The organism is Klebsiella scottii, assembly GCF_036561945.1.
Classification (GTDB): Bacteria; Pseudomonadota; Gammaproteobacteria; order Enterobacterales; family Enterobacteriaceae; genus Klebsiella; species Klebsiella scottii.
Genome location: NZ_JARXNI010000020.1, coordinates 1,202,789 through 1,219,879 on the forward strand (window position 1 = coordinate 1,202,789; position 17,091 = coordinate 1,219,879).

Sequence of the window (17,091 nt, forward strand, 5' to 3'; positions counted from 1 at the left end):
ATGCTGTGGCGAATGATCTACCGCTCATGGGGACGCAACCTGCGGCGAAAAGCGCTGGCGGTGCTGACCGTTTTTCTCGCCGCCAGCCTGATTTCGGCGCTGCTGGCGGTCTCTATCGACATCGGCGATAAGATGTCGCGCGAGCTGAAATCCTACGGCGCTAATATCCTGATTGAACCGGCGGGGCAGGCCGCGCTGCCGGCGCTGTTCAGCGAGCAAAGCAACCCGCTGGCCAGCGATGACTTCCTTGACCAATCCGAGCTGCCCAATATTAAAGATATCTTCTGGCGCAATAATATCGTCGGCTTCGCCCCGATGCTCGGCGGCGAGGTGCAGGTCAACGGTCGGGATATTCGGGTTCTGGGGACCTTCTTCAGCCAGCCGGTGGCGATACCGGATGAAGAGGGCTACCAAACCGGGCAGCGTACGGTCAGCCCGTACTGGCAGGTCGCCGGCGAGTGGCCGCAGGAGCCGCCGGGCCCGCTGCCGCAGGCGCTGGTCGGCCACGCGCTGGCGCGCAGCTCCGGCTGGAAGCCGGGCGACCGCCTGACGCTGCGGACTGCGGAGCGCGATCTGACCGTCGAGGTTAGCGGCATTTTATCCAGCGGCGGCGATGAAGATAACCAGCTGGTGATGCCGCTGGGCGTCGTTCAGCAGCTGCTGGGCCTGCCGGGGAAAGTGCAGGCGATCCGCGTGTCGGCGCTGACGGTGCCGGAGAACGAGCTTTCGCGCCGGGCGCGCGAGGATCTGGAAGCGCTGAATGCCGAGGAGTATGACCTGTGGTACTGCACGGCCTACGTCTCTTCCATTGCCCATCAGCTGGAGGAGGCGATCTCCGGCGCGCAGGTGCGCCCGGTCTGGCAGGTTGCCGCCTCAGAAGGGGTGGTTATCGATAAAATTCAGCTGCTGATGGCCGTCGTGACCCTGGCGGCGCTGGCCGCCGCCGCGATGGGGATCGCCTCGCTGATGACCAGCACCATTATGGAGCGGGCGAAAGAGATCGGCCTGATGAAAGCGCTGGGCGCGCGGCAGTGGCAAATCCTGCTGCTGTTTTACCTTGAGGCGGCGCTCGGCGGCCTGGTGGGCGGAGCGTTTGGCTGCATGGCGGGATGGGGGCTGGCGAAGGTGATTGGCCTGATGCTGTTCGCGACACCGCTTAATTTTGCCTGGGTGGTGGTCCCCTGCGTGCTGGTGATTGCGGTGCTGATTTCGTTAATCGGCACCTGGTTCCCGGCGCGGCGCATTGCCCGTCTTTATCCCGTGGAGGTGCTGTATGGCCGCTAAGCGCGACATGCTGTGGCTGCTGGTGCTGCGGGCGCTGCGCCTGCGCTTACAGCGGGTTAGCGTGGTGTTTGCCGCGCTGGCGGTGGGGGCGACCATCGTAACGGCGCTCTCCGCCGTGTGGTTCGACATTAATAGCAAAATGAGCGAAGAGCTGCGCACCTTCGGCGCCAATTTCTATATTGGCCCCGGGCACGGCACCAGCATGCCGCAGCCCGAGCTGCAGGCGATTCTCGACGCCGCGCCGCCGGGGCTTATTCACGGCGCCAGCCCGTGGCTGTACGGCACGGCGCGTACCGAGCTGGAAAAGGTGGTGATGGTCGGCGTGTGGTTCGAGTCGCTGCAAAAGCTGGTGCCGTACTGGCAGGTGAGCGGCAGCTGGATCGGCGTCAGCTTTGACGATCGCAATGCAATGATCGGCGTCAAGCTGGCGCAGCGCCTGGATCTGCACCTCGGCGATAGCCTGACGCTGGTGGCGGGTAATCAGCGCAAAAAGCTGCTGGTCAAAGGCATCGTGGAGGCCGGAGACGCCACCGATAATATGCTGATTGTTAGCCTCGACGTCGCGCAGGGCTGGCTGAATAAACCCGGCGTTATCAGCCACGGCCTGCTGAGCGTCAGCAACGATCTCGGCCAGGTGGATCGCTACGCCGGCCAGCTGCAGCAGCAGTACCCCGATCTTGAAATCCGCCCGGTGCGCAAGGTTTCGGCCTCCGAAGGCCAGGTGCTGGATAAAATCAAGGGGCTGATGGGGCTGGTATCGCTCGTTATCCTCGCGCTGTCATCGCTGTGCGTAAACACCACGCTGATGGCGATCGTTGGCGAACGCGCCCGCGAGTTTGCCTTGCAAAAGGCGCTGGGCGCCAGCAACGGCGATATCATCCGCCAGATGCTGCTGGAAACCAGCATTATCACCCTTGCGGCGGTGGTTTGCGGCTGGGTGCTCGGCTATCTGCTGGCGCAGCTGCTGGGAATGACGGTATTTAATGCCAGTATCTCGCTGCGCCTGCCGGTGCTGCCGATTACCCTGGCGCTGTCTTTACTGGTCGCCGCGCTGGCGGCCATTGTTCCGGTGCGGCGCGCGGTAAGCGTTGAACCGGCGAAAGTGTTGAAAGGAGAGTAACGCCATGACCGTCACGCCCTTGCGTCAGATGGCAATTGAGACCCGTCATTTATATAAGCGATTTGGCGAGGTCACCGCGCTGGAGGATATTAATCTGTGCATCGCCCGCGGGGAGTTCGTCGCCATTATGGGCGCTTCCGGTTCCGGGAAAACGACGCTGATGAACATTCTTACCTGCCTTGATACCGCCAGCGAAGGCCAGGTTATCCTCGACGGCACCGACGCGGCGGCGCTGGACGAAGAGGCGCGCCGCGCCTTTCGCGCGCAGAAAATTGGCCTCGTTTTCCAGCAGTTTCACCTGATCCCGTTTCTGACGGCGCTGGAAAATATCATGCTGGCGCAGCACTACCACAGCGTGGTTGACGAAGCCGCCGCCCGGGCGGTACTGGCACAGGTCGGCCTTGAGCACCGCATGACCCATCTGCCGAGCCAGCTTTCGGGCGGCGAACAGCAGCGCGTCTGCATCGCCCGGGCGCTGGTCAACGAGCCGCCGGTCATTTTTGCCGATGAGCCCACCGGCAACCTCGATGAAGAAAACGAGCAGCGGGTGCTGGATCTGCTGACCGATCTGCACCGGCAGGGGCGCACCGTGGTGATGGTGACCCACAACCCGGCGCTGGGGCAGTTTGCCGACCGTATCGTGCGGCTGCAGCACGGCAGGTATCTGGGCGAAGAGGTGAACCATCATGCGCATGCCTAAGGTGATTATCATGCTGCTGCTGACGCTGCTGGTCGGCTGCAAAGAGGAGAAGCTGGCGCGCGGCGAGGCGGCGCCCGCGCTGGCGGCCTTCGATCTTCAGGATAATGCGGCCAGCCTTGAACGCTGGCGCGGCAAGGCTATCTATCTTAATTTCTGGTCCGCCGGCTGCGGCGGCTGCCTGGCGGAGATGGATACCCTGCAGGCGCTCAGCCAGCGCTGGCCGGATAAAGTGGTGGTGGTGGGGGTGAATACCGATCCCGACAGCGTAGAGATCGCGCCGCTGCTGGTAAAGCACGGGATCAGCTATCCGGTGCTGCGCGATCGGCTGAAAATAACCCAGGAGCGCTATCAGGTTATCGGCACCCCGACGTCGGTGCTGATTGATAGCCGCGGGCGGGTGGTGGATCTGCATCAGGGCTGGCGTAAACCGGAGGAGCTGCAGGCGGTATTCAGCCAGCTGGCGCAGCGCTAAGCGGCTCCCCCGGGACTTGCCCGGGGTAAGCCTGGCGCAGTTTAGTCAAGCAGCGAAGGATCGGCGTCGATCATCAGCTGTTTCATTTCCTCAAAATGCTGATGGGAAAAGTCGGTAATTTTTTCCCAGTCGGCGGCGGTTTTCTCCGCCACCTCGTCGGACAGAACCTTCAGCGGCCGGCCGGTTGACCAGGCGGTGACCAGAATCTGGCAGGCTCGCTCGAGGGTCCAGATATCGTCAAACGCCTCGCCGATGGAGCCGGCGGTCACCAGCACCCCGTGATTGCCCATCAGCAGACGGCGTTTATCCGCCAGCAGCCCCGCCAGCCGCGCCCCTTCTGCGGCGGTATCCGCCATCCCGCCGTACAGCGTATCGACCGCCACGCGCTGAAAGTAGCGCGCGGTGTTTTGATCGATCGGCAGGATCTGCGGCTGCTCGAGGCAGGCGACGCTGGTGGCATACACCGGATGCAGATGCAGCACCGCCCGGGCCTGCGGCAGCCGCTGGTGAATCTGCCCGTGGATAGCCCATGCCGTCGCGTCAACGTCCGCGCGGTGGGCGTTATCTTCATCATCGGCGTTCAGCAGCAGCAGATCGCTGGCGCGAATGCGTGAGAAGTGCCGCCACTTCGGGTTAAGCAGGAACGTTTTGCCGTCCGGCGACAGGGCGGCGCTAAAGTGGTTGGCGACCGCCTCGTGCATGCCGAGGTGGGCAACAATGCGCAGCGTCGCCGCCAGGTCGATACGCGTTTGTTCTTCAAGAGAGTAGGCCACGGGCGTTATTCCACTTTCGGCATCAGGTCGTTGAGGTCTGCCGCCGTCGGCGGCTGGAAGTTATACTTTTTCAGCAGGGCGGCATACTCCGGCGTGGCGCTGAACTTCTTCAGCCCCTCTTCAAGCGCGGTCTTCACTTCGCTGTTGCCTTTTTTCACCCCAAAGCCGTTGAGTACCGGGTAGATCAGCGTCGTGGAAGAGATGGCGATCCGATCGCCCAGCTTGTCGACCACGCCGCGCGCCACCGCCGCATCGGTGATCTGCGCCTCCACCGCCCGCGACAGCAGCGCCTGGGTGGTTTGCGGATCGGTGGCGTATTCGCTGAGCGCAATCGGCGGCAGCCCTTTTTTCACGCAGTAGTCGGCGGACAGCTTTTGCAGCTGCGCCAGCCACGAGGTGGCGCCCATCGAGCCAATCTTATGGCCGCAAAACTCTTCCGGCGTCTTCGGCTGATAGCTGGCGCCCTTCAGGGCCAGTATCGACTCGCCGCTTTTCAGGTACGGAACCATATCGATAACCTTCAGCCGTTCGGCGGTGATATACATCGACGAGTTGGTGATATCGAAGCGTCCGCCCTGCAGTCCGGGGATCAGATTCGGGAAGCGGGTATCAAGGTTGACCGCCTCGCGGCCCATCGTTTTGGCAATCCCGGCGAGAAACTCGATATCAAAACCGGTGGGCTTGTTGTTTTCAATGTATTCGTAGGGGAAAAAGGTCATATCCGAACCGGCAATGATTTTTCCCGGCTGCTGAAAGGCCGCCTGGGCGCTAGCCGCGCTCAGAGCGCCAACGGTGCAGAGGAGCAGGGTATTTAAGCGTTTCATAAACATATCTCCAAAGTGGGGGGCAATCACATGCTGGCAAGGTCGTTTCCGGCCTGCTGTACGAAGAACGAGGCGCCGCGCGGTTTCTGCGGCAGACGGACATGGTTGGCGACGCTGCGTACCAGCCCGCTTTCTACGCCGGCGACCATCTGTCCGGCGTGGACGCAGGGCAGCGGATTATCGCCGAACGGCAGGGCGTCTTCGGCGGCGTAAACGCTGATAAACAGGGTGCGCGGCAGATCGGTTTCATTGGGGCTGGAGGCGTGGAGCAGTCGGGTGTGCATAAAGCACACCGAGCCGGACGGGCCAAAGCAGGCCTCGGGCTGCTGACAGTGGGTCGCCACCACCTCGTCATCGACCGCGCCGGTAAACCGCGACTCCTGCCAGTGCGACCACAGCGGCCCCTTATGACTTCCCGGCACCACGTTCAGCGGGCCGTTCTCCGGCGTCACGTCGCTGACCATCAGCAGGGCGGTGATAATGTCGTCGTTGCTGTGCGGCGTGAACAGAAAATCCTGATGCCATTTCACCTGGGTGGCGGTATGCGGCAGCTTGGAGTTAATTTTGCTGTGATGAAAGCGGGTGCCGCTGCCGCCGATAAGCTGCGCGGCAATGGCCGCCATCCGTGAATCCAGCGCGGCGCGCCGGTAGGCCGCGGAGATCTCCGTCGGCGAGCTGACGCGGCGCAGCGACGGATGATCGGGGCGATGATCGCTTTCGAGGTCGAAGCGCGGGCGGCCGTCCTCGGTCTCTCCCCAGGCGTCGCCGTGATGACGGCTTTCGTCTACCCAACCGTCAAAATCCTGCTGAAGCTCGGCGATCTCCGAGGGGGAAAGCACCCCCTCAATCACCAGAAAACCCTGCTGATGAAACTGTTCGATTTGCCACTGCGCGATCATATTTTTTCCTTTCACAAACGGAGCGGTTAAGCCAGAGAGACGTCTTTCAGGAAGGCGTCAACGCGCGGGTGATTGCCGTCGCGCATCGACTGAGGCGTGTCGTCGCAAACCACGCGCCCTTTTTCCATAAAGACAATTCGGTCAGAAACTTTGAAAGCAAAATTCATCTCGTGCGTCACGATAACCATCGTGATGCCCTCATCAGCCAGCGATTCGATAACCTGGAGCACTTCGTTGACCTTTTCCGGGTCCAGCGCGGAGGTCGGTTCATCAAACAGCATGATTTGCGGGCGCATCATCAGGGCGCGGGCGATAGCCACCCGCTGCTGCTGGCCGCCGGAAAGCTGGTGCGGGTACTTCCACGCGTGTTCGAGCATGCCGACCTTATGCAGCAGTTCACAGGCGCGCTGCCTGAGCTCCGCCTCCGCCGCCAGCCGGTGATAGCGCGGGGCCAGCAGCAGGTTGCCGAACACGGTCAGGTGGGGGAACAGGTTGAAGCTCTGAAAGACCATGCCAATATTCAGCCGGTGCTCGGCGTTCTCCATAAAGCGCGGCTTCTGCATGCCCTGGCGATCGAGGTGAATAAACGGCTGGCCGTTGATGCGGATCTCGCCGTTGTCGATCTGCTCCAGGCCGTTGAGCAGGCGAATGAGCGTGGTTTTGCCGGAGCCGGAAGGGCCGATCACCGATACCACTTCCCCGGGCTGGATCTGCAGGCTGACGGCGCCCAGCACCTCCACGTTGTTGTAGGCCTTATGCAGTTTCGAAGCCTGCAGCGCCGGCTGGCGGGTATCGACGGCGCTGCGGCCGGCGGCCGGCCGGGCGGCGGTGGCCAGCGCCAGCATGTCGGCGTCGACCGGGCGGGTCGTTTTACGCTGGGTAACGTCGAGATAGTTCTCCAGCCGTTTCAGCAGGAAGTCGAAAACGGTGACGATCAGCACGTAGTAGAACGCCACCGCCGCCATAGTCTCCATCACCAAAAAGTTTTGCGAATAGAGGCGCTGGCCGACCATCAAAATCTCGGTCAGGGAGATGACGGAAACCAGCGAGCTGAGCTTGACGATAGCAATATACTCATTGGCCAGCGCCGGCAGCGCCACCCGCAGCGCCTGGGGAATAATCACCCGCCACTGCGTGCCGCCATAGCGCAGCCCTAAGGCTCGCGCAGCCTCGGCCTGGCCTTTGGCGATGGACAGCAGCCCGCCGCGGTGGATCTCGGCGACGTAGGCCGCTTCACTGAGCACCATCGCCAGCAGGCCGGCCCAGAAAGGATCGTTGAGCACCGCCGCGAAAGAGGGCACCGCCTGCGGCAGGTTATAGACGAAAATCAGCAGAACCAGCAGCGGCAGGCTGCGAAACAGCCAGATATAGAGCCGGGCAGGGACGTTAAAGAGCCTGCGCGGCGACTGCTTGGCGAGGGCGAGAATAAAGCCCAGCACAATACTGCAACCCCAGGTCAGCAGACTCAATTTAATGACGGTCCAGGTGGCCTGCCAAAAATCTGCGTCGCTGAGCAGACTTAACATGTAGTTCCAGTTAAACATCATGGGCTATTTCACTCGCCATAATTAACGGACATGAAGGCAATGCCGATGTTCTAAAATGGGGCATCGCCAGTATTTATCGGGCAATAACACTATGCTGGCACTCTTCGCTGTGAGGCAATTAGTAAATTTTTGGCCTTTAAGTTTAAAAAAACTATATAGGCAGATTAATTTCAATAAATTTAAAGCAATGAGTGCGAAACAAGAACTAAACATTAAAAAAACAATTGCTGCTATTGGTCAACGGAATCATCGGCTAAATTCGCCGTTGCGCGATACTGGGGCGCGTGAATGATTTATTTGGTGCAGCCTGATTCATATTGGTGCAATTAATCCGACGGTTAATGATTTTAATTATTTGTACCCGTTCCGCGCGATGAATAACCCATTCGTCCGCAGGGGGAAAGCGTCTCTTAGCCGGGGAGTGGCACGATGCTTGCAATCGGCATATCAGGAAACTATGCCGTTTCTGTGAGAAACAATATTTCATAAAGGGTAAGGCTATGACGCGATTCACGCTCAAACAACTCAAATACTTTGTTACCGTTGTGGAGACCGAAAGCATCGCCGAAGCCTCCCGACAGCTGCATATTGCCCAGCCGTCGATCTCGATTGCGATAAAGAACCTGGAGGGCACCTTCGAGCAGCAGCTGTTTATTCGCCACCACGCGCAGGGCGTTTCGCTCACCCCCTGCGGGCGCCGTTTTTATGAGAAGGCCAAGGAGCTGCTGCGCCTCTCCTACGAGTTTGAGCAAAACTCGCGCGCCGATAAGGAGCTGGTTTCCGGCACTATTTCAGTGGGCTGCTTTGAGTCCGTCGCTCCGCTATATATGCCAAAGCTGGTGGCCGGGTTTAAAAAGATGTATCCCGAAATAACCCTCCAGCTCTACGATGGCGAACAGCACGAATTAATGCACGGTCTGCATCGCGGGCGTTTTGATTTAGCGCTGGTTTACGATCTGGAATTAGGCCACTCGATCAGTAAAGAGATGCTCAATGCCCCGCATAAACCCTATGCGCTATTACCGGCCAGCCATCCGCTGGCGCAAAAAAAGAGCGTCACGCTGCAGGAATTAAGTCAGGAGCCGATGATTTTGCTCGATGCGGTGCCGAGTAAAAACTATTTTATTACCATTTTTAAAGAGAAGGGCTATCACCCACAGGTGGCCTATAGCTCCCCGTCAATTGAAATGGTGCGCTGTATGGTCGGGCAGGGTTTGGGCTTCTCGGTATTAGTGACCCGGCCGCTTTGCGATATGACCTACGACGGCGAGCGGCTGGTCCAGCTGGATATTGAAGATCAAATGCCGGCCTCGACATTAATTATGGCGCACCTCGCCAATAATGAACCTACCCGGCCAACTCAGCTTTTCATGGACTATTGTCGCAGCATTGAGTTAACTCCGGCGCTGGTTTAGCCGGTCACTAACGAGGGGCGAGGATATATATTGTCACGCGTCTGAGAGCCTATCTCCAGGCTATTTTATTTGTCATTTTGAACGCCCTTCAGGGCGGCCCGGAGGGTGAGCCTGGCGAGTCCATCCTCACGTACTACCTGTACCCTGCGGTTTCTTCGCGCTGGCCGTGTTCAAACTGCCAGCAGCAATAACGCCTGGTGGGACAGGCTCTGAGGCTCATAAATTTCTATTGCGAGGATCGTTTTATAATAATTTACCATTCGACGCTGGCTAAATAACCTGAGTCCGCTGACGCCCGGCGTCATCAACTCAATCATTTATCCAGCACAGGACGGTTAGCTATGCACAATCAGCGTTATCCGCAGATCGACCGGCAGACGATCGATACCTACCAGACGGATGGAGTGGTGTTACTGAAAGGCGTGTTCACCCCGTGGATCGACGGCCTGGCGAGCGGCGTGGCGGAACTGATGGCCAACCCCAGCGAGTACGGGCACGCCAGAACGGTGGTGCCGAAAGACGGCTCCGCGCCTTTTTTCCAGGATTACTGCAACTGGTCCCGGATCGCCGATTTTGAGCAGTTTGTCAGGCAGTCGCCGGCGGCGGAAATTGCCGCCGCCCTGATGCAATCAACAACGGCGAAATTTTTCCACGAGCACACTCTGGTCAAGCCGGCCGGCGGCAGCACGGTGACCCCCTGGCATCACGATCAGCCCTACTACTGCGTTGAGGGGCGGCAGAACGTCAGCTTCTGGATCCCGCTGGACCCGGTCGCTCAGGAGATTTCGCTGCGCTGTATCCGCGGCTCCCATCTGTGGGGAGAGGAGTTCAGCCCGACCCGCTTCAACGGCTCGAAGCTCTACCAGCACGGTCGCTTTAAGGAGCTGCCGGACATTGACGCCCGTCAGGATGATTACGATATCGTCAGCTGGGCGCTGGAGCCGGGCGATGCGGTCGCCTTTCACTACCGGACGGTGCACGGGGCCAGAGGTAACGCCACGGCGCGGGCGCGACGGGTCTTCTCCGCCCGCTGGGTTGGCGACGACGCCACCTTTGTTGACCGCGGGGGCGTGACCTCGCCGCCGTTCCCGGAGCTGACGCTGCAGGATGGCGACGAGCTGATTTCACCGCTGTTCCCGCAGGTCTGGCCGCGGGGGTAACGGAGGCTCCCCTGCCGGAGCCGGGATGCCGGCTGTCGTAATGACCGGGCGCCCGGCGGCGGGGAGCATCGTTTTGCCTGACGGCGTTTGGCGATTAAATATACTGACTGAGTAAAGTCTCAAGACTGTTTTGATCGGCGGCAAACAGACGAATACCTTCGGCGAGCTTCTCAACTGCCATCGGATCCTGGTGATGCGCCCAGTAGAACTCCGCTTCACTCATCGCCTCGGGTTTGGGCTGAACCTGACCTTCATACGCCAGCGGAGCGGGTACTGGCCCCTCATTTTGCTGTAATTGCGCCAGCAGCGCCGGAGAGACGGTCAGGCGGTCGCAGCCGTTAAGCGCCAGTACCTGTTCCGGCGTGCGGAAGCTGGCGCCCATCACCACCGTCCGGTATCCGTGCTGTTTGTAGAAACGATAGATTTTTTGTACCGACGCAACGCCCGGATCGTTATCGACAGTGAAAAGGGTGTCCGGATGGTTGTGCTTGTACCAGTCGTAGATACGGCCAACAAAGGGAGAAATCAGGAAAACTCCCGCGTCGGCGCACGCTCTGGCCTGGGCAAAGGAGAAAAGCAGCGTCAGGTTGCACTGAATCCCCTCTTTTTCCAGCGTTTCGGCGGCGCGGATCCCTTGCCAGGTGGCGGCTAGCTTAATCAGTACGCGATCTTTGCCGACGCCTTTCTCCTGGTACAGGGCAATGATATCGCGCGCTTTATTGATGCTGGCGTCAGTGTCAAAAGAGAGGCGGGCATCCACTTCGGTTGAAATACGCCCGGGCACGCTTTTCAGGATCAGTGCGCCGATGCTGACCGCGAGATAGTCGGCGATGTCGGAAGGGAGAACCGTTTTTCCGGCCTGGCGAGACTTCACCGCCGCAGCGGCATCTTTCACCAGTTTCTGATACTGCGCGAGCTGTGCCGCTTTGTAGATAAGCGACGGATTTGTGGTTGCATCCTCGGGCTGATAAGCCATGATGCTGTCGATATCCCCACTGTCGGCAACAATCGTTGTCCGCTGCTTCAGTTGTTCAAGCTGATTCATAACCATTACCTGTTTTTTAATCCGATTACTGACATAACAAGGAGGGACCCTGGCCCTCTCCTTGTTATTGATGCATGGCGTTAAGCTGGCTGAACGGTTATTTCGCCTGCGCGACGCGGGTGGTCAGGCCGGGCATATTGAAGCACTCGGCTTCGTTCTGGATCATATCTTTAATTTTATTGACCACGTAACGTTCAGGCTCCACGCCAAACGATTGCAGATTGGCAAACAGGGTCCGCATCTCTTTAACCACCGCTGGTTTTTCATAATTATAATGACCGCTGAGTTCGAGGATCTCTTTCAGCAATTCTGGCTCACTGAAGATTTGCTCTTCGGATTTATTTTTGTGCTCATCGGTCATCCACTTTTCCCATTTGTGGCTGAGTACGCACTCGCGGGTCAATACGGTTTTCAAATCAGAGGCCGACTTGATAAAGCCTTTCGCCGCCAGATCTTTTTCCACTTCCGCGAGCTTCAGATACGCGCGGGTTTCGATGGTGCCGTAAGCCGGAGCGACGTTCATCGCCGTGATCCCCAGCCCCGGATGTTTGAGCAGGATCTCATCCGGTAGATAGTCGCCGTTATGCTCTTTCAAACCCACGCCGTGACGGGTGCTGATCGCTGAGAGCTCGGCGGACTGCTTGTCGTTGAAATGGCCGACATTTTTAGTCAGGCGGGTCAGGGTACCGGTCTGGCCGACAATAAACAGCGGCTGCGGCAGCGCTTCGGCGGCCAGGCGCTTATTGAGCTCGATAATAAAACCTTCATAGGCGTTGACGTCAGTCAGGCCGCCGTTGGTCTCTTCAGTGCCGACTTCATAGAAGAACTCTTTCAGGCTGTTAGCCTTGCGGTACTCTTCACAGAAGCGAATCAGTTCAACGGTACGGCTGAGGACCAGTTCAATATCAATCACTTTGCCGACAACATACGGGTCTTTGGTCGGGTCGATATGCAGCAGATCAAAACCGGCATCCATATCAATCTGATAAGAGCGGCGGGCCAGCTTCATCGCTTCGTCTTCCGGAATATGGTCTTTACGCTCTTTATCGCGCTGCCACGGACCGCCGTGGTCGCGACAGAGGAAATAGTCGCCATCAAAGCCGACTTTTTCCGCCATGGCTTTCAGGTCGGCGGCAAAGCGGAACTGATCCCAGTTGTTGACGTAACCGGCACCAAATTCATCGGCATCGACCTGGTTACGGCTGGCGATAAACATCAGCGGCAGATCTTTTTCTTTGCCCAGTTCAAAGCATGCCTGAATTAACGCCGGAGACATTGGGCCAATACCCAACATGGTGGATTTCCCGCCGTTGACAATATAATCGACGTACTGTTTCATGGTGTTTTTCATAATAACTCCTCAGACTTTATTCATATCAGTAGTGATTGTTTTTTTAGCGGACTCTTTCTTTGCCGGTTCGCTAATATTGGGACGCAAAATATGCAGGCAGAGAGCGGTGACAACCACGCCGATAGCCATATCAATGACGTACCACAGCGGGGCTTTATTGACGCCGGCGATAGCAATTAACCCACCGTGGGGCACCATGGACTCGACGCCATGAATCATTGCCAGACCGGCGCCGACGGCGCTGCCGATAATAATCGATGGCAGAACTGTTTTAAGGTTTTTAACCGCGAAAGGAATTGCCCCTTCGGTAATGCCAATTAATCCCATAAAGGCGGCGGAGGTCCCCATTCTTCTTTCATCCTCAGCCCATTTGCGCTGAGAAATAAACGTTGAGAGAGCAATGCCCAGTGGGGGAATAGCACAGGCAATACGGTAAGCGCCGTTCGGGCCATAAATACCTTCGGCCATTAACGCGAGGGTAAATGCGGTGGCGGTTTTATTGACCGGACCGCCCATATCAAAGGCGGCCATAGCGCCGAGAATCAGGCCGAGCACCACGCCGCTGCTGCCCTGCATATTAGAGAGCATCGACACCAGCCATTTCATGGCGATACCGATAGGCCCAATCAGCACGTACAGATAGAGCATGCCGACGATACAGCTGGAGACGATAGGGATAATCAGTATCGGCATAACCGGCATGAGCGCTTTGCCGACTTTCCAGGTTTTAACCCATTTTGCGACGTAGCCACTGAGGATCCCGAGCAGCATGGCGCCGAGAAAACCGGTGACTACGTGGTCCGCGCCGAGCGGAGTGCTGGCCATAAAACCGGTGATTAAACCGGGCGTGAGCCCCGGTTTACCGGCGATAGAGTAGGAGATATACGCCGCCAGCACCGGGATCATCATCCCGAGGCCCGCGCTACCGATAGCGCCAAGGTTTAATAAGAAGGGATTGGTTACCACCATGCCTTTGCCGGCAACCGGCTCGCCGCCAATCAGGGACAGCGCCAGACAAATCCCGCCGACCACCACCACCGGCATCATATATGAGACGCCGGTGCTGAACGCTTTGACTAAATCATCCTTAATGGCTTTCATTTTATCCGACATTTTTATCCTCCAGACACCCTGTGCTTTTATTGGATAACCACGATATACGGACGTAGTCGTCCCGGGCGCTTGCGCCACGGAATATAAACGCAGGGTTCACTGAAAATTAATTAACGTTTTTATTCACCAGATTCCGCGTGTCGAAATAACTCAGGAATATGATCTTTGATTTATTTTGCTAATTTTTCGGCTTTATCAATGATCGCAACCGGATCGCGAACAACCTCGGCTGGGTTAAGTGAAATAACCCGCCCGGCATCCTCTTTTTCCTCAAAACGTTCGACGCCCTCGATGCCGATGGCAATCGCCAGAATAACCACATCGGCTTCGGCAATTTCGTCTTCGCTGAGCTCATTTTCAATCCCCATACCGCCCTGAGTTTCGACCTTTACGTCATAGCCTCTTTTTTTACACTCTTGCTCAATCGCCTCCTGAGCCATATAGGTGTGGGCGACTCCGGTAATGCACGCTGCGACTCCGACAATTTTCATGAATAACTCCTGAGTTTGATATTTGGCTGTAAGTTAAAACGTGGCTTAATAAATCCTGATTTCATATGGCTAATGTTGTTGCCATCAGGTTGTAGAGTACGGTGACGTCTTCGGCCTGTTTTATTTCATTGCGGAAATCCTCTTTCATTAGCTTTCGGGCAAGCGTAGAGAAATATTTCATGTGTTCGTTAGGATCGGCGGATTGGCTCACCGTCAGCATAAATACGGTTTCGACCTGCTGATCGCCCCACATAATGGGGGTATCAAGCGTCGCCATACTGATGGTAGAGTGGCGGATATGGTTTGAGCGCGTGTGCGGAATGGCGAAACCATAGCCTACGGCGGTGGAAAATGAGTCCTCGCGGGTCCAGATATCATCGGCTAATCGATCGCGGTTATCGCTACGATGGTGCAGCCAGAGATTGTCGGTCATCTTTTTAATGACTTCGTTTTTATCGCTGGCCTGCAGGCCAAAGAGAATAAACTCCGGGGCGAAGATCGGCATTGTGCTGACCGCTTTCACATCCGGTGAGCGAAGCAGGGCTTTGACCGCGGCGGAGCGTTTTAAGGTCACGCTCTCCTGCGCCAGCCTTTGGCATTTGGCGAAATCCAGCTCCCGTAGCGCATGTTTCACGCCGGGAATGGCGGTACCGCTCATGCTGAGCTCGTCGAAGCCCATGCCGGCAAACAGCGGGAGAAAGTCTTTGCTGGCCCCCAGTTCGCCGCAGATGCCAATCCACTTGCCCGCACGATGAACTTCATCGGCGGCGAACCGCATGGCGCGCAGAAATGCCGGGGCATAATTGTCATACACCGCCTCGACCTGGGTATTGCCGCGGTCCGCGGCAAAAAAGTACTGGGTCAGATCGTTGCTGCCGACGCTAAAGAAATCGACGTATTCCGCTATTTCGCTGATGGCGAAGATGACAGAGGGCACTTCCAGCATCACGCCGAGCGAAATCTTATCGTTGAACCCCAGTCCCTCAGCGCGCATCGCGTTCTGCACCTCTTCCAGCACTTCGCGACACCAGATAACTTCATCGACGTTAGCGATCATCGGGATCATGATTTTGGCTTCACCCAGCGCGGAGGCGGTAAGAATCGCCTTTAGCTGCATGGCGAAAAGCTCTCGATAGCGCGGGTAGGCGCGTACCGCCCGGAAGCCAAGAAACGGATTTTCTTCTTCACCGATGCACATATAGTCGACGGGCTTGTCGCCGCCGATATCGAAGGTGCGGAATATCACCGGCTTACCGTCAGCAAGCCGCATCACCCGGCTGTAAAGCTCCGCCAGTTCGTGATAGTTCGGCGGCGTTTCCCGATCCATAAACGACATTTCGGTACGGAACAGGCCGATACCTTCAGCACCGTTGCTAAACGCGGTTTCGGCTTCCGCCAGGCTGGCGATATTGGCGGCTATCTCAATACGATGGTTATCGCTTGTCGTCGCCGGCAGATGCACGTTAGCCAGCATCTGCTGTTGCATGGTCCGTTGGACGGCGATTTCATGGCGGTAATAGCGCAGTACCTTTTCATCCGCAGCGGTAATCAAAATACCCGGATTACCGTCGATAATGATGTCACTTTCCGCATTCAGCTCGAGGGCTGAAAAATCGATATCCGTCAGCGTTGGGATCCCCAGGGAACGCGCCAATATTGCGGTATGCGAGGTTTTTCCGGTGACGGATAGCACCATCCCGGCGAGCAACGATTTATTTATGGCGAGAAACTGACTCGGCGTCAGGCTATTGGCCAGAATAATTGACGGTTCGCTTAACTCGAGACGGTTTGGCGGCAATACGCCCGCACCATAAATGGCCGTGAGCAACTGCCCGGTAATATCGAGGACATCAAGGGTCCTCTCTTTTATGTATTTACTGGACGAGCGGTTAAGTATTTCGCTGAATTCTATGGCGGCTTTAATGACCGCATTCCAGGCGTTTTCACCGTCAGCTATTGCGCTGGAAATATGGCTTTGAAAGGTTACGTCGGTAATGATTGATAAATGTGCCTGGAGGATCTCATGCTCAACGCCTTGAGTTATTTCCAGGGCCGCCTGTTTGTCATGCTGCAGCATTTCCAAACCTGCCAGGAAAATACGCTGCTGTGACTCTTTGTCATATATTTCGGCGGGATTCAGCGCCAGCATTTCGTCTAATGACAGGCTCTGAATGTGCAGCGGTCTGGCAATGGCGACACCGCCGCTAATGCGTGAACCTTGAATAAACCTGGGCTGGGTTTCCCGCAGGGAGCGCGGGAGATAGCCCGTGGATGCCGGAGCTTCTTCCGCCTGGCTGACTTCGAATGAGGGCAGCTTTTTCAGCAGCGCGCCGAGCCGTTGCGCAGCAGCAGGCGCATCTTTACCGATGAGCGTAATTTCGCAGGCGTCATTGAATAATGTATCAGTAGCGACAATGGCGAGGGCGCTTTTACCATTGGCGGCAATCCCGCTGCGCATATTTTTCCAGCTTACCGCAGATTGAAAGGTATTACACAGCCGTTCGATATGCCCCGCCGGTCTGGCATGAATGCCGTCCTTCAGCTCACATTGATAATTTATTACCTGTGACATTATCACTCCCGAGAATCTTTAAACAAAGCGAGTTAATTTTCTGGGCAGACGTTAGTGTCTGCGTTTCTTGTTATATATCCTTCATCGTTATTGCTCTGCTTTGAATAGTAAAAAAGTTACCTTTGCTCTAATTAAATAACATGATTGCGATTATGTGATCGCAGTCATGAAATTAAGTGATGATACGTCTTGTGATAGTTATCACACTCTGGCTAATGAATAATCTGCGGTCACGTAATTGCTATTAAAGGGCCATTTTTTCTATTTATTTGCTGCCGGGTGATGGCGTACAAAATAAAGCTCACACTTTCTTTTTTTGAGGTGA

Annotated in this window: 16 protein-coding genes; 7 read left to right on the forward strand and 9 right to left on the reverse strand. The window is 56.9% G+C overall.

Going from position 1 to position 17,091, the window contains the following annotated elements; translation table 11 throughout:
- The 4 genes from QFI97_RS13380 to QFI97_RS13395 are packed head-to-tail and all read left to right on the forward strand — an operon-like array spanning position 1 to position 3,576.
- Positions 1–1,284 (forward strand): ABC transporter permease, encoded by a 1,284-nt coding sequence (locus QFI97_RS13380; protein WP_331833838.1) that lies wholly within the window; start codon positions 1–3, stop codon positions 1,282–1,284.
- Entirely contained in the window at positions 1,274–2,404 is a 1,131-nt protein-coding gene (locus QFI97_RS13385; RefSeq protein WP_095102167.1) for an ABC transporter permease, read from the forward strand. Before QFI97_RS13380 ends, QFI97_RS13385 begins: the two co-directional genes overlap by 11 nt.
- A 4-nt stretch (positions 2,405–2,408) precedes the next feature.
- Positions 2,409–3,104: an ABC transporter ATP-binding protein gene (locus QFI97_RS13390; RefSeq protein ID WP_346431350.1), complete on the forward strand. Its 696-nt coding sequence runs from the start codon at positions 2,409–2,411 to the stop codon at positions 3,102–3,104.
- A complete protein-coding gene (locus tag QFI97_RS13395) occupies positions 3,091–3,576 on the forward strand; it encodes a TlpA family protein disulfide reductase (RefSeq protein WP_346431351.1) in 486 nt (161 codons plus the stop codon). The genes QFI97_RS13390 and QFI97_RS13395 overlap by 14 nt, the downstream gene beginning before the upstream one ends.
- 41 nt (positions 3,577–3,617) lie before the next feature.
- Here the strand turns inward: QFI97_RS13395 and QFI97_RS13400 are convergent, their stop codons facing one another.
- Genes QFI97_RS13400 through QFI97_RS13415 form a run of 4 tightly spaced genes read right to left on the reverse strand, consistent with a single transcriptional unit; the run spans position 3,618 to position 7,619 of the window.
- Entirely contained in the window at positions 3,618–4,349 is a 732-nt protein-coding gene (locus QFI97_RS13400; RefSeq protein WP_346431352.1) for a class II aldolase and adducin N-terminal domain-containing protein, read from the reverse strand.
- A gap of 5 nt (positions 4,350–4,354) precedes the next feature.
- Positions 4,355–5,173, reverse strand: coding sequence for an ABC transporter substrate-binding protein (locus QFI97_RS13405; RefSeq protein ID WP_095102304.1), 819 nt, complete (start codon positions 5,171–5,173; stop codon positions 4,355–4,357).
- A gap of 26 nt (positions 5,174–5,199) precedes the next feature.
- Positions 5,200–6,072, reverse strand: a complete 873-nt coding sequence (locus QFI97_RS13410; RefSeq protein WP_346431353.1) for a phytanoyl-CoA dioxygenase family protein — start codon at positions 6,070–6,072, stop codon at positions 5,200–5,202.
- 26 nt (positions 6,073–6,098) lie between these two features.
- Positions 6,099–7,619 (reverse strand): amino acid ABC transporter permease/ATP-binding protein, encoded by a 1,521-nt coding sequence (locus QFI97_RS13415; protein ID WP_346431354.1) that lies wholly within the window; start codon positions 7,617–7,619, stop codon positions 6,099–6,101.
- 91 nt (positions 7,620–7,710) lie between these two features.
- Between QFI97_RS13415 and QFI97_RS13420 the strand changes: the two genes are divergently transcribed.
- From QFI97_RS13420 to QFI97_RS13430, 3 genes are all read left to right on the forward strand, one after another.
- Positions 7,711–7,911 (forward strand): hypothetical protein, encoded by a 201-nt coding sequence (locus tag QFI97_RS13420; RefSeq protein WP_143350188.1) that lies wholly within the window; start codon positions 7,711–7,713, stop codon positions 7,909–7,911.
- Between the two features lie 208 nt (positions 7,912–8,119).
- Entirely contained in the window at positions 8,120–9,034 is a 915-nt protein-coding gene (locus tag QFI97_RS13425; protein ID WP_095102178.1) for a LysR family transcriptional regulator, read from the forward strand.
- Positions 9,035–9,375: 341 nt separating this feature from the next.
- Entirely contained in the window at positions 9,376–10,194 is an 819-nt protein-coding gene (locus QFI97_RS13430) for a phytanoyl-CoA dioxygenase family protein (protein ID WP_346431355.1), read from the forward strand.
- A 94-nt stretch (positions 10,195–10,288) separates the two neighbouring features.
- On the opposite strand, the gene tal is transcribed toward QFI97_RS13430, so the two are convergent.
- The 5 genes from tal to ptsP form a co-directional block, all read right to left on the reverse strand.
- A complete protein-coding gene (tal, locus tag QFI97_RS13435; RefSeq protein ID WP_346431356.1) occupies positions 10,289–11,239 on the reverse strand; it encodes a transaldolase in 951 nt (316 codons plus the stop codon).
- 97 nt (positions 11,240–11,336) lie between these two features.
- Positions 11,337–12,590 carry a class II D-tagatose-bisphosphate aldolase non-catalytic subunit gene (locus QFI97_RS13440; RefSeq protein WP_095102184.1) on the reverse strand — a complete coding sequence of 418 codons (1,254 nt, stop codon included), beginning with the start codon at positions 12,588–12,590 and terminating at the stop codon, positions 11,337–11,339.
- Between the two features lie 9 nt (positions 12,591–12,599).
- Entirely contained in the window at positions 12,600–13,703 is a 1,104-nt protein-coding gene (locus QFI97_RS13445; RefSeq protein WP_095102186.1) for a PTS fructose transporter subunit IIC, read from the reverse strand.
- Positions 13,704–13,873: 170 nt separating this feature from the next.
- The gene (locus tag QFI97_RS13450; RefSeq protein ID WP_095102188.1) at positions 13,874–14,194 is read right to left on the reverse strand and encodes a PTS fructose transporter subunit IIB; all 321 of its coding nucleotides are present in this window, start codon (positions 14,192–14,194) and stop codon (positions 13,874–13,876) included.
- Positions 14,195–14,255: 61 nt separating this feature from the next.
- Complete coding sequence (ptsP, locus tag QFI97_RS13455) at positions 14,256–16,766, reverse strand: phosphoenolpyruvate--protein phosphotransferase (RefSeq protein WP_346431357.1); 2,511 nt, start codon at positions 16,764–16,766, stop codon at positions 14,256–14,258.
- Between the last annotated feature and the right edge of the window lie 325 nt (positions 16,767–17,091).